Raw genomic sequence first — 12,465 nt, forward strand, 5'->3', positions numbered from 1 at the left:
GGCGCTGCGACAGGGAGAGGCACGACGATGTTCGACACCGTCCTGGTGGCCAACCGAGGCGAGATCGCGGTCCGGGTCATCCGCACCCTGCGCCGCCTGGGAGTGCGCTCCGTCGCCGTGTTCAGCGACGCCGACGCCGATGCCCGCCATGTGCGCGAGGCCGACACCGCCGTGCGCCTCGGCCCGGCGGCGGCGTCGGAGAGCTATCTGTCCGTCGAGCGGCTGCTGGAGGCGGCCCGCCGCACGGGCGCGCAGGCGGTCCACCCCGGCTATGGATTCCTCGCGGAGAACGCCGCGTTCGCCCGCGCCTGCGCCTCGGCGGGCCTGGTCTTCATCGGCCCGCCCGCCGACGCCATCGAGCTGATGGGCGACAAGATCCGGGCCAAGGAGACCGTGCAGGCGGCGGGCGTGCCCGTCGTCCCCGGCAGCAGCGGCTCCGGGCTCACCGACGCCCAACTGATCGAGGCCGCCCGCGGGATCGGCGCACCCGTGCTGCTGAAACCGTCCGCGGGCGGCGGTGGCAAGGGCATGCGGCTGGTGCGGGACCCGGCCGCGCTCGCCGACGAGATCGCGGCCGCCCGCCGGGAGGCCCGCGGCTCCTTCGGCGACGACACCCTGCTGCTGGAGCGGTGGATCGACCGGCCCCGGCACATCGAGATCCAGGTGCTGGCCGACGGGCACGGGCACGCGGTCCACCTCGGCGAGCGCGAGTGCAGCCTCCAGCGCCGCCATCAGAAGGTCATCGAGGAGGCCCCCTCGGTGCTGCTCGACGAGGCGACCCGCGAGGCCATGGGTTCGGCCGCGGTGCGGGCCGCCAAGTCGTGCGGCTACGCGGGCGCGGGCACGGTGGAGTTCATCGTCCCCGGCGACGACCCGGCCCATTACTACTTCATGGAGATGAACACCCGGCTCCAGGTGGAGCACCCGGTCACCGAGTACGTCACCGGCCTCGACCTGGTGGAGTGGCAGTTGCGGGTGGCGGCGGGCGAGCGGCTGGGCCTTCAGCAGGAGGAGATCCGGCTCACCGGCCACAGCGTCGAGGCGCGCGTCTGCGCCGAGGACCCCGCCCGGGGCTTCCTGCCCTCCGGGGGCACGGTGCTGGCCCTGCGCGAGCCGCGGGGCATGGACGTGCGGACCGACTCCGGGCTCGCCGAGGGCACCGAGGTCGGCAGCACGTACGACCCCATGCTCTCCAAGGTCATCGTCCACGGTCCCGACCGGCCCACCGCGCTGCGGCGGCTGCGGGCGGCGCTCGCCGAGACCGTCGTGCTCGGCGTCGCCACCAACGCCGGCTTCCTGCGCAGGCTGCTGGCCCACCCCGACGTGGCCGCGGGCGACCTCGACACGGGCCTGGTGGAGCGGGAGGTGGACTCCCTGGTGGACTCCGGCATCCCCGACGAGGTCTACGGCGCCGCTGCCCTGGCCCGCCAGCTCGCGCTCGAGCCCGCCACCGAACCGTCCGGCGCCGCGTGGGTCGATCCGTTCGGCGTTCCCGACGGCTGGCGCATCGGGGAGAGGGCCTGGACGGTGCACCGGCTCAAGGCCCCCGGTGGCGAGCCCGTGGAGGTACGGGTGCGCGGCCGGGCCGCGGGCGCCGAGGTCGCCGTCGGCGAAGCCGCGCCCGTGGCGGCCCGGCTGGAGCGGGGCAGCGAAGGGCGGCTGCATCTGACGTGGGACGGCGTCACCCACACCTTCCACCACGCCGGGGACTGGCTGGGGCGGGACGGCGACAGCTGGGCGCTGCACCCGCACGACCCGGTGGAGGCCGCGCTGCTCGGCGGGGCCGCCGCCGGGGGTGACGCGCTCACCGCCCCCATGCCCGGCACGGTGACGGTGGTGAAGGCCGCCGTCGGCGACGAGGTGACGGCGGGTCAGGGCCTGCTGGTCGTGGAGGCGATGAAGATGGAGCACGTCATCTGCGCACCCCACGACGGCACCGTCAGCCGCCTCACCGTGGCCGCGGGCGCCACCGTCGCCATGGACGAACTCCTCGTGGTCGTCACCCCGCACGGGAGCGACGGGGACGGGGAGGGCACCCCAGGCAAAGACACCGCAGGCAAAGACACCGCAGGCAAGGGCGCCGCGGGCAAGGGCGCCGCGGGCAAGGGCGCCGCGGGCGCCAAGGACCCGGTGATCGGCGCGAGTCCGACCACCCCCACGAGCGTCGGGGAGGCCCGGTGACCACCGCCCTGCCCATGAACGTGCCGATGTCCGGCCTGCCGGAGCGTGTGCGGATCCACGAGGTGGGCCCGCGCGACGGCCTGCAGAACGAGAAGGGGACCGTCCCCGTCGAGGTCAAGGCCGAGTTCATCGAGCGGCTCGCCGCCGCCGGTCTGACCACGATCGAGGCCACGAGCTTTGTCCACCCCAAGTGGGTGCCGCAGCTCGCCGACGCCGAGGAGCTGTTCCCCCGCGTGGCCGCCCTGGCCTCGTCCGGGGTGCGGCTGCCCGTCCTCGTTCCCAACGATCGGGGTCTGGAGCGGGCTCTGGCCCTCGGCGCCACCGAGGTCGCCGTCTTCGGCAGCGCCACCGAGTCGTTCGCCAAGGCCAACCTCAACCGCACGGTGGACGAGGCGCTCGCGATGTTCGCCCCCGTCGTGGCCAGGGCCAAGGACGCCGGGCTGCGGGTGCGCGGCTACCTGTCCATGTGCTTCGGCGACCCCTGGGAGGGCTCGGTCCCCGTCGAGCAGGCCGCGGCGGTCGGCCGTCGCCTGCTCGACCTCGGCTGCGACGAGCTCAGCCTCGGCGACACCATCGGCGCCGCCACGCCCGGCCATGTCACCGCCCTGCTCGACGCGCTCACCGGCGGCGGCACCCCGCTCCAGCGCGTCGCCGTGCACTTCCACGACACCTACGGGCAGGCGCTGTCCAACACCCTGGCCGCCCTCCAGCGCGGGGTGACCACCGTGGACGCCTCCGCGGGCGGCCTCGGCGGCTGCCCCTACGCCAAGAGCGCGACCGGCAATCTCGCGACAGAAGACCTCGTCTGGATGCTGAACGGGCTCGGCATCGACACCGGGGTCGACATCGGCCGCCTCACCGCCACAAGCGTGTGGATGGCCGGGCAGTTGGGCCGACCCAGCCCTTCCCGCACCGTCCGTGCCCTCTCCCATCAGGAGCAGCAGTCATGAGCATCGACCACCGCCTCGACGGCGAGTACGAGGAACTGCGGCGCACCGTGGAGCAGTTCGCCCACGACGTCGTCGCTCCCAAGATCGGCGAGTTCTACGAGCACGACGAGTTCCCCTACGAGATCGTGCGCGAGATGGGCCGCATGGGCCTGTTCGGCCTGCCCTTCCCCGAGGAGTGCGGCGGTATGGGCGGCGACTACTTCGCCCTGTGCCTGGCCCTGGAGGAGCTGGCTCGGGTCGACTCCTCGGTGGCCATCACGCTGGAGGCGGGGGTCTCCCTCGGCGCGATGCCGATCCACCGCTTCGGCACGGAGGAGCAGAAGCGCACCTGGCTGCCGAAGCTGTGCTCGGGCGAGATGCTGGGCGCTTTCGGCCTCACCGAGCCCGAGTGCGGCTCCGACGCGGGCGGTACCCGGACCACGGCGCGGCTCGACCCGGAGACCGACGAGTGGGTGATCAACGGCACCAAGTGCTTCATCACCAACTCCGGCACCGACATCACGGGCCTGGTCACCGTTACCGCCGTGACCGACCGCGCGGAGGACGGCCGCCCGGTGATCTCCTCGATCATCGTGCCGTCCGGCACCCCCGGCTTCACGGTGTCGAAGAAGTACTCCAAGGTGGGGTGGAACGCCTCGGACACCCGTGAGCTGTCGTTCTCCGACTGCCGTGTCCCGGCGGCCAACCTCCTCGGAGAGCTGGGCCGCGGCTATGCGCAGTTCCTGCGCATCCTGGACGAGGGCAGGATCGCGATCTCCGCGCTGTCCACCGGCCTGGCGCAGGGCTGCGTCGACGAGTCGCTGCGGTACGCCAAGGAGCGGGAGGCGTTCGGGCGGCCGATCGGCGCCAACCAGGCGATCCAGTTCAAGATCGCCGACATGGAGATGCGCGCGCACACCGCCCGCCTGGCCTGGCGCGACGCCGCTTCCCGGATGCTGCACGGAGAGCCGTTCAAGAAGGAGGCGGCACTGGCCAAGCTGTACTCCTCGGAGATCGCCGTCACCAGCGCCCGGGAGGCCACCCAGATCCACGGCGGATACGGCTTCATGAACGAGTACCCGGTCGCCCGTATGTGGCGGGACTCCAAGATCCTCGAGATCGGCGAGGGCACGAGCGAGGTCCAGCGCATGCTGATCGCCCGGGAGCTGGGTCTTACCGGCTGAGGAAATATCCATCCATCACCACACCCTTCATCCTGAATGGGGCCAAAATGGATGGAGAGGGTGGAGGTGAACCGCTGTGATCAAGGCAAAGAACCTCGACAAGCCGGACGAGCAGCGAGACATGCCCAAGGGCCACATGGATGTGGTGGAGGTCGGAGAGGTGACCTTCGGCAGGGCCACGTTCGAGCCCGGATGGCGGTGGTCGGAGAGCGTCAAGCCGATCGCCGGCACCGACTCCTGCGAGTTCAGCCACAACGGCTACGTGGAAAAGGGGCATATGCACATCCGCATGGACAACGGCGAGGAGGCGGACCTCGGACCGGGTGACGCCTTCGTGGCGACCCCCGGGCACGACGCATGGGTCGTCGGCGACGAGAAGTGCGTCGTCTACGACTTCGCCGGCCAGTCCGCGGAATACGCCAAGCCGAAGAGCTGACCGACCGAACCGCTGACCCTTGCCCGATATCGGGCAGGATTGTTGCGATCACGGCGATCGGGCCGCCAGGATCCCTCCTGTGCTCGATCGCCGTCCGCTTCACGAAGACCTTCTCGACCACCTGACGCGCACCACCCCGCTGCGTCGCGGGGAGGCCGCGAAGGTGGTCGCCGACGTGCTGGCGTACTTCGGCGAGTCGGCGGAGGAGTTCGTGCGCAGGCGCCACCGCGAGCTCCAGGCGAAGGGCCTGCCCAACGCGGAGATCTTCGAGCGCGTGACCGCCGAGCTGCCGCACCGGGCCGTGGCCCCGGCGCAGCTGTCACTGCGGCAACTGCGCCGGATCGTCTACGGGTGACCTGATGAGCGGGTGCCCCCGGTGGCCGCGCCACACGGCCGTCACCGCACCTCGTGGCGACGCCCACGATCGCCGTACGTCATGACCGGTCGCGGTCCGTTACACCTGCCGGAATACAGGGAGTTGCATTCATCCATGTGCGGAATCGTCGGATACATCGGGAAGCGTGACGCCGCCCCCCTTCTGCTGGAGGGCCTGCAGCGCCTGGAGTACCGGGGCTACGACTCGGCGGGTGTCACCGTCGCCGCCCGCAGCGGACTGAAGACGGTCAAGGCGGCCGGCCGGGTCCGCGACCTCGAGGCGAGGCTCCCCAAGCGGTTCGCGGGTACGGCGGGCATCGCCCACACCCGCTGGGCCACCCACGGCGCCCCCACCGACGACAACGCGCACCCGCACCTCGACTCCTCCGGCCGGATCGCCGTCGTCCACAACGGCATCATCGACAACGCCGCCGAACTGCGCGCCAAACTCACCGCCGAGGGCGTCGCCTTCGCCTCCGAGACCGACAGCGAGGTGCTGGTCCACCTCATCGCCCGCGCCGACGACCTGGAGACCCTGGAGGCCCGCGTCCAGCGCGCCCTGTCCTTCGTCCAGGGCACCTACGGCATCGCCGTCCTGCACGCCGGCTTCCCGGACCGCGTCGTGGCCGCCCGCAATGGCAGCCCGGTCGTCCTCGGTGTCGGCGACCACGAGATGTTCGTCGCCTCCGACGTGGCCGCGCTGGTGCGCTTCACCCGCCAGGTCGTCACCCTCGACGACGGCGAGATGGCCACGCTGCGGGCCAACGACTACCGCACCTACACCACCGAGGCGCTGGCCACCGAGAAGTCGCCCACCACCGTGGAGTGGGACGCCGAGAACTACGACATCGGCGGCCACGACCACTTCATGCACAAGGAGATCTTCGAGCAGCCCGAGGCGGTCGACCGCGTCCTGCGCGGCCGCATCGACGACCGTTTCGCCACCGTCCACCTCGGCGGGCTCAACCTCGACGCCCGTGAGGCCCGCGCGGTGCGGCGGGTGAAGATCCTCGGCTGCGGCTCCGCGTACTACTCGGGTCAGATCGGCGCCCAGTTGATCGAGGAGCTGGCGCGGATCCCGGCGGACGCCGAGCCCGCGAGCGAGTTCCGCTACCGCAACCCCGTCGTGGACCCCGACACCCTCTACATCGCCGTCAGCCAGTCCGGCGAGACCTATGACACCCTCGCCGCCGTCCAGGAGCTCAAGCGCAAGGGCGCCAAGGTCCTCGGCGTGGTGAACGTCGTCGGCAGCGCGGTCGCCCGCGAGGCGGACGGCGGGATCTACCTGCACGCCGGTCCCGAGGTGTGCGTGGTGTCCACGAAGTGCTTCACCAACACCGCGGTCGCCTTCGCCCTCCTCGCCCTGCACCTGGGCCGGGTCAGGGACCTGTCCGTCGCCGACGGCCGCCGCATCCTCGACGGGCTGCGCAAGCTGCCCGCCCAGATCGAGGAGATCCTCCAGCAGGAGGAGCGCGTCGCCGAGCTGGCGGCCGCCTACGCCCCCGCGCGCAGCATGATGTTCGTGGGCCGGGTGCGCGGCTACCCGGTGGCCCGTGAGGCCGCCCAGAAGCTCAAGGAGGTCTCCTATGTGCACGCCGAGGCCTACCCGGCCTCCGAGCTCAAGCACGGGCCGCTCGCGCTGATCGAGCCGGACGTGCCGACGGTGGCGGTGGTCCCCGACGACGAGCTGCTGGAGAAGAACCGCGCCACGCTCGAGGAGATCAAGGCGCGCAGCGGGCGCATCCTGGCCATCGGCCACCAGGAACAGCGGACGGCGGACCACACGCTGACCGTGCCGAGGAACGAGCCCGAGCTCGACCCGATCCTGCTGGGGATCCCGCTCCAACTCCTCGCCTACCACGCGGCCGTGCACCTGGGCCGGGACGTCGACAAGCCGCGCAACCTCGCCAAGAGCGTCACCGTGGAATAGATCTCACGAACAGGCGGCGCGAGCGGGCGGACACCAAGGGACCGGCGCCCAGGCACTGGTGCCGAGGAGCCGGCGCCGAGGAACTGGCGCCCAGGGACTGGCGCCCGGGAACCGCGCCGACGGACGGCCGTGAACGGCTCGGAGGGGCCCTCCAGGGCCCCCTCTCGAGTCGGCGGCGACCCGCGCGCGACCGGAGCCGGAGCGCGTTGTGGTGCGATGAAGGCTGGGGAACCAACAGGATTTAAGGGACCACGATGACGGGACGCTGCGCGCGGCGCGCCAGACGGCCTGCGACGGAGCCGAAGATCTTGCCGATGATGCCCTGCGTGCCGCCCACGACGATGGCGTCGGCGGCGTACTCCCGCCCGACCTCTTCGAGCTCGTGGCAGATGTCGCCTCCGCGCTCGACGAGGATCCACGAGACCTCGGTGAGATGGTCGGCGCAGGCCAGCTCGAGGCCGAGCACCTCGGTGCGGTGGTCGGGGACATCCACGAAGACGGGTGGCTCGCAGCCGGCCCAGACCGTGGCGGGCAGACGATTGGCGACGTGGACGATCACCAGCCCGGAACCCGATCTTCGGGCCATACCGATCGCGTACGCGAGCGCCCGCTCGCTCGACACGGAACCGTCGAAGCCGACCACCACGCCGTGCTGGAACGCGGGGTCGCATGCGGGGCGTGACTGAGGCGCCGCCTCGGCTTCCGACGGAGGGTGGGCGAGGGGCTTCTTGCCCTCTGCGGGCTCGGGAATCTCGTAACCGGCCATCTCTGGTTGCTTCGGCGTCAAGGCCAATGTGTCGGCGGGACTGGAATGTTGAAGATGGAAGGGCTTGGAATAGCCTTTCGAGACCTCCTACCCACAGGGTACGGCGACGCAACGTCCTGTTACAGGTGCCCACCGTACGAATCTTGCGATTCGCCACCCTTCGCCAGGAGCGGACGCATACGCCCGCGTCCATGATCGGACACAAGGCGCACTGCGTGCGCCGCCGCAGTCGGCGTTTCAGGGAGCATGCCGGAGGGACGTCCATTGTGCAATGGCCCCCTTCCCCGCCCGGACGGAGCACAACCTCGTGACCCGGGGCGCCCGGAGCGCGTTGTGGGAGTGGATCCGCGACCGCGGCTCCCGCTCGCGAGGCCACACGACGGACGGAGGGCGCCCTGTCCGGTTACCGGCCCCCTTGGTCCGGACCTCCGGCCCGCCCGCTGCCGGCGGAGCGCCGGGCTCCGCGGGCCCTGCCGCGTCCGGCGGTCGGCGTCGTCCGTTCCGGAAGCGCAGCTGCGACCGCCTCCGCACGCCGTCGGGCCGCCTCGTCCGCCGCGTCGGCGGCCTCGGTCGCGGAGGTCGTCCGCTGGGGCGCGTTCAGCTGCGCGCTGGTGCCCTTCGTCCTCCTGCTGTGCGGGTCCTCGATCTCCGGTGCGCTGCTCGTCACATGCGGCCTCGCGGCGGTGACCGCGCTGTGCCGGGCCCTGCTCCTGCGCTCGTCGACGGGGGCTCGAAGTTGGACGGAAACGGCCTCGAGATGGCCGCTTCCGGCAGCGTTCGCCCGAGGTTCCGGAACGCGCGGGGTCGCAAGGTCGAGTGGAGGGGCGCATCGGGGCGGACACCGGCACACAGGGCGCACGACCCGGCGCTAAACCGGTCCGGCGGCTCTGTATCCGGCTTTTTTCGGCCAAGTTGTCGATCTCCGGCAACTATTGGCCGAACACACTCCGAACAGGGGTACCGCCCCTGCCCAGAACGCCCTGGAGTGTCTGTGGCCCGTATGCAGCACGTGCAAGGGGGCAATGCGCACTTCCCTCGAAGCCCCACGAATGCAACAGTTCGTGATCGAATGCTTCACGCCACGTGGTCATGTCGACATAGCGGTGAGTGGTGAACTTGTCACACCAGCCACATCCGACACAGTAGATTCGATCTTGGGCAACAACGCGGGGGAGAACATGCAGGACCGGACAGCCAGACGCCGGGCTCCCGAGTAGTGGGCCGACCGGCGCTGGAGGGCGGAACAACCGAGGGGGGCTTTAGGGCCATGAGCCAGGACTCCATGACCGGTATTGCACCGGATGGTGCGGTTGCGACTCCCCGCCCCGTGACATCAGCGATCGGCGCCGCGGGCCGGAAACTCTCCGCGCGCCGCCGCCGCGAAGTCGTAGCGGTGATGTTGTTCAGCGGCGGACCGATCTTCGAAAGCTCCATTCCCCTGTCCGTCTTCGGCGTGGACCGCCAGGACGCGGGGGTGCCCCGCTACCGGCTTTTGGTGTGCGCGGGCGAGGAGGGAGCGCTGCGCACGACGGGCGGCCTGGAGCTGACCGCACCGCACGGACTGGACGCAATCGCACGGGCGGGGACGGTCGTCGTCCCCGCCTGGCGCTCCATCTCCCAGGCGCCGCCGGCGGACGCGCTCAACGCGCTGCGGCGCGCGCACGAGGAAGGGGCACGGATCATCGGGCTGTGCACGGGCGCTTTCGTGCTGGCGGCCGCGGGGCTGCTCGACGGGCGCCCGGCCACGACGCACTGGATGTACGCGCCCACGCTGGCCAAGCGCTACCCGACGGTCCATGTGGACCCGCGTGAGCTCTTCGTGGACGACGGGGACGTGCTCACCAGCGCCGGCACGGCGGCGGGAATCGACCTGTGCCTGCACGTGGTGCGCACCGACCACGGCGCCGACGTCGCCAGCGCGCTGGCCCGCCGCCTGGTCGTGCCACCGCGCAGACCGGGCGCGCAGGACCGCTACCTCGACAGGTCTTTACCGGAGGAGATCGGCGGCGACCCGCTCGCGGAGGTCGTGGCGTGGGCGCTCGAGCACATCAACGAACAGTTCGACGTCGAGACCCTCGCCGCCCGTGCCTACATGAGCCGCCGCACGTTCGACCGGCGGTTCCGGACGCTGACCGGGAGCGCACCTCTGCAGTGGCTGATCACGCAGCGGGTCCTCCAGGCCCAGCGGCTTCTGGAGACCTCCGACTACTCCGTGGACGAGGTCGCCCAGCGCTGCGGCTTCCGCTCCCCGGTGGCGCTGCGCGGGCACTTCCGCCGCCAGCTGGGGGCCTCCCCCGCCTCCTACCGTGCCTCGTACCGGGCGCGGCGGGGCCAGGAGGAGGCCGTGGAGGCCGCGGCCGAGCCGAAGCCGCCGATGGACATGTACTCGTCCAAGCTGCCGGAACAGCACTCCCGCGCGGACTCTCTCGGGCGGCCGGACGCACAGGAAGGAGGACGGCAGCGGGCACGGGTCGAGCAGTCTCCGGTCCAGGCGCGCGCGGCGACGGGTCGGCCCACTCGTGGGCCCATAGTGCCTGGACAGCGTGATCGCGCCGTAGGGTGAGACACATGAACGACCGGATGGTCTGGATCGACTGCGAGATGACGGGGCTGTCCCTGCGTGACGACGCCCTGGTGGAGGTGGCCGCACTGGTCACCGACTCCGAGCTGAACGTGCTCGGCGAAGGGGTGGACATCGTGATCCGCCCGCCCGCCGAGGCCGTGGAGCAGATGCCGGAAGTGGTGCGCGAGATGCACACCGCTTCCGGCCTGCTCGACGAGCTCGACCAGGGGCTGACCCTGGCCGAGGCCGAGGAGCGGGTGCTGGCGTACATCCGCGAGCACGTGGCGGAGCCGCGCAAGGCCCCCCTGTGCGGAAATTCGGTGGCCACCGACCGGGGCTTCCTCGCCCGGGACATGCCCGACCTCGAAGGCCACCTGCACTACCGGCTCGTGGACGTCTCCTCGATCAAGGAGCTGGCCCGCCGCTGGTACCCGAGGGCGTACTACAACAGCCCCGAGAAGAACGGCAATCACCGGGCGCTGGCGGACATCCGCGAGTCGATCGCGGAGCTGAAGTACTACCGCGAGGCGGTCTTCGTGCCGCAGCCGGGCCCGGACACGGACACCTCGCGCACGATCGCCGCGAAGTACGTGCTGCCGCCCACCCCGACGGAGTCCTCGACGGCCTCCTGAGCGGTCGGCGCGCCGCCCGAAAACGTGGCGGCGAGCACCCCCTCGGACCCTGTACACTTTTTCAGGCCGGTGCGAAACAGCGCCGGTGATGGTGGGTGTAGCTCAGTTGGTAGAGCACCTGGTTGTGGTCCAGGTGGCCGCGGGTTCAAGTCCCGTCACTCACCCTTTCAGGATCGGGCCCGGACGGCATCGCCGTCGGGGCCCGATGCGCGCCGGGGGCTCATGGGCATCCCGGGACCGGTGCGGCTTCCCGCACCCGGCGCCCGGTGAGGATGTTTTGCCCCGGGAGGGTGGGGCTTCCTACCGTGGGCACGGCGCTGTTCCGCGCCCGCCCCTCGAACCGGTGCTCACGCCACCGGACCCCGGAGGGTGAGGGGGACCTCGAGTCCTCGGAACGCCGAACCGATTCCTTCGCCCTTCCGTCGGCTACGAGCAGGCGCGCGGCCTGCGGGTGCCGGGCCGGAGCGGCCCGCGGGTGCCGGGCCGGAGCGGTGACGGGCGGTTCCGGGCCAACGCGAGCAAGACGGTCGATGTGCCCGTGGAGCGCCTGTACACCTCGTTCGAGGACGCGGCCGAGCGTTCCGCCTGGCCGGCGGGCGACTTCGAGATCCGCACGGCCACCGCGCCCGAGTCCCTTCGCGCGGACTGGCCCGGTGGTGGTGGCCGCGGCGTTGGTGCCGGCGGTGGCACAGGCCGTCGCGTTGGTGGTGACGCAGGCCGTGGCGGCGGTGGTGGCCTTCGTCGGGGCGCACGGCCGCGCCGCCTGCCTCGGGGCCGGGCGGCTCATCTCGGCGCGGATGGGTACGCCGGTCTCCTGGAGCGCCTTCAGGGCCCGCTCCCGCCCGGTGCGGGTGCCGACCTCGAAGTGCCGCGCCGGCCGCCGGGCGCCGCGGGGCATCGGCGCCATCGCGCGCAGTGCCTCCACGAGCGTGTACAGCCGGTCCGTGCGGTTCACGGGCGTAGACCCCACGCGCCCCACGCGCGGCGCCCACTGCGCCAAATGAGCGGCGTCGCAACGCAATTGGGGTGCGCGGACCGCCGGTCGGCCCACAATGTGCGGATGGATGGAGAGTTCGAGGCCGCGTTCGAGCCAGTCCTGCGGGACCTGCGGGCGAGTTGCGCCGTGCTGCCCGACGTCCGCGTGGAGGACCACTGGGTCATGCTCTTCGCCCCGGACGGCAGCGGCCAGGGCGTCGCGGTCTGGCCCTGCCAGGAGTTCCCCGACCAGGTGGCCAACCTCGCCGACCAGGTCCAGGAGTGGGCCGTCGAGGCCCTGTGGTCGCAAGGTCTCCCGGCCGTCTGGCCCCAGTGCCCCGACCACCCCGACGCCCACCCCCTCACGGCAGTGGTGTCCGCCTGCGAAGCAGTCTGGACCTGTCCCAAAACCGCCCGCCAGGTGGCCGCGGTGGGCCAACTCCCCGGCCTCTCGTAGCCGTAGGAGAGCGAACACTCACCCCCGGTCTTGGGCG

11 protein-coding genes and 1 tRNA gene are annotated in these 12,465 nt (G+C 71.6%); 11 read left to right on the forward strand and 1 reads right to left on the reverse strand.

Going from position 1 to position 12,465, the window contains the following annotated elements; translation table 11 throughout:
- Positions 1 to 27: 27 nt before the first annotated feature.
- The 6 genes from IEY86_RS15095 to glmS all read left to right on the forward strand — a co-directional run bounded on the left by IEY86_RS15095 (position 28) and on the right by glmS (position 7,035).
- Complete coding sequence (locus IEY86_RS15095; RefSeq protein WP_189132200.1) at positions 28 to 2,181, forward strand: acetyl/propionyl/methylcrotonyl-CoA carboxylase subunit alpha; 2,154 nt, start codon at positions 28 to 30, stop codon at positions 2,179 to 2,181.
- A 14-nt stretch (positions 2,182 to 2,195) separates the two neighbouring features.
- The gene (locus tag IEY86_RS15100; RefSeq protein ID WP_189132339.1) at positions 2,196 to 3,131 is read left to right on the forward strand and encodes a hydroxymethylglutaryl-CoA lyase; all 936 of its coding nucleotides are present in this window, start codon (positions 2,196 to 2,198) and stop codon (positions 3,129 to 3,131) included.
- Between the two features lie 2 nt (positions 3,132 to 3,133).
- A complete protein-coding gene (locus IEY86_RS15105; RefSeq protein ID WP_189132340.1) occupies positions 3,134 to 4,294 on the forward strand; it encodes an acyl-CoA dehydrogenase family protein in 1,161 nt (386 codons plus the stop codon).
- 121 nt (positions 4,295 to 4,415) lie between these two features.
- Positions 4,416 to 4,730, forward strand: a complete 315-nt coding sequence (locus tag IEY86_RS15110) for a cupin domain-containing protein (RefSeq protein WP_373287035.1) — start codon at positions 4,416 to 4,418, stop codon at positions 4,728 to 4,730.
- A gap of 79 nt (positions 4,731 to 4,809) precedes the next feature.
- Positions 4,810 to 5,085 carry a hypothetical protein gene (locus IEY86_RS15115; RefSeq protein WP_189132202.1) on the forward strand — a complete coding sequence of 92 codons (276 nt, stop codon included), beginning with the start codon at positions 4,810 to 4,812 and terminating at the stop codon, positions 5,083 to 5,085.
- A gap of 135 nt (positions 5,086 to 5,220) precedes the next feature.
- Positions 5,221 to 7,035 carry a glutamine--fructose-6-phosphate transaminase (isomerizing) gene (gene glmS / locus IEY86_RS15120; RefSeq protein ID WP_189132203.1) on the forward strand — a complete coding sequence of 605 codons (1,815 nt, stop codon included), beginning with the start codon at positions 5,221 to 5,223 and terminating at the stop codon, positions 7,033 to 7,035.
- 241 nt (positions 7,036 to 7,276) lie between these two features.
- Here the strand turns inward: glmS and IEY86_RS15125 are convergent, their stop codons facing one another.
- The gene (locus IEY86_RS15125; protein WP_189132204.1) at positions 7,277 to 7,801 is read right to left on the reverse strand and encodes a universal stress protein; all 525 of its coding nucleotides are present in this window, start codon (positions 7,799 to 7,801) and stop codon (positions 7,277 to 7,279) included.
- A gap of 1,282 nt (positions 7,802 to 9,083) precedes the next feature.
- On the opposite strand from IEY86_RS15125, the gene IEY86_RS15130 reads away from it, so the two are divergent.
- The 5 genes from IEY86_RS15130 (at position 9,084) to IEY86_RS15150 (ending at position 12,428) form a co-directional block, all read left to right on the forward strand.
- The gene (locus IEY86_RS15130) at positions 9,084 to 10,364 is read left to right on the forward strand and encodes a helix-turn-helix domain-containing protein (protein WP_373287029.1); all 1,281 of its coding nucleotides are present in this window, start codon (positions 9,084 to 9,086) and stop codon (positions 10,362 to 10,364) included.
- A gap of 5 nt (positions 10,365 to 10,369) precedes the next feature.
- On the forward strand, positions 10,370 to 10,996 hold the full coding sequence (orn, locus tag IEY86_RS15135; protein ID WP_189132206.1) for an oligoribonuclease: 627 nt from the start codon (positions 10,370 to 10,372) through the stop codon (positions 10,994 to 10,996).
- A 91-nt stretch (positions 10,997 to 11,087) separates the two neighbouring features.
- A tRNA-His gene (locus tag IEY86_RS15140) sits at positions 11,088 to 11,160 on the forward strand.
- Between the two features lie 519 nt (positions 11,161 to 11,679).
- On the forward strand, positions 11,680 to 12,000 hold the full coding sequence (locus IEY86_RS15145; protein ID WP_189132207.1) for a hypothetical protein: 321 nt from the start codon (positions 11,680 to 11,682) through the stop codon (positions 11,998 to 12,000).
- A gap of 56 nt (positions 12,001 to 12,056) precedes the next feature.
- Complete coding sequence (locus IEY86_RS15150) at positions 12,057 to 12,428, forward strand: hypothetical protein (RefSeq protein ID WP_189132208.1); 372 nt, start codon at positions 12,057 to 12,059, stop codon at positions 12,426 to 12,428.
- Positions 12,429 to 12,465: the final 37 nt, after the last annotated feature.

It is taken from the genome of Wenjunlia tyrosinilytica, from assembly GCF_014646055.1.
Classification (GTDB): Bacteria; Actinomycetota; Actinomycetes; order Streptomycetales; family Streptomycetaceae; genus Wenjunlia; species Wenjunlia tyrosinilytica.

Coding starts and splice junctions, on each gene's coding strand:
- IEY86_RS15095 (WP_189132200.1), top strand. CDS start 28: ATGTTCGACACCGTCCTGGTGGCCAACCGAGGCGAGATCGCGGTCCGG.
- IEY86_RS15100 (WP_189132339.1), top strand. CDS start 2,196: ATGAACGTGCCGATGTCCGGCCTGCCGGAGCGTGTGCGGATCCACGAG.
- glmS (WP_189132203.1), top strand. CDS start 5,221: ATGTGCGGAATCGTCGGATACATCGGGAAGCGTGACGCCGCCCCCCTT.
- IEY86_RS15130 (WP_373287029.1), top strand. CDS start 9,084: ATGACCGGTATTGCACCGGATGGTGCGGTTGCGACTCCCCGCCCCGTG.
- IEY86_RS15110 (WP_373287035.1), top strand. CDS start 4,416: ATGCCCAAGGGCCACATGGATGTGGTGGAGGTCGGAGAGGTGACCTTC.
- IEY86_RS15125 (WP_189132204.1), bottom strand. CDS start 7,801: ATGGCCGGTTACGAGATTCCCGAGCCCGCAGAGGGCAAGAAGCCCCTC.
- IEY86_RS15150 (WP_189132208.1), top strand. CDS start 12,057: ATGGATGGAGAGTTCGAGGCCGCGTTCGAGCCAGTCCTGCGGGACCTG.
- orn (WP_189132206.1), top strand. CDS start 10,370: ATGAACGACCGGATGGTCTGGATCGACTGCGAGATGACGGGGCTGTCC.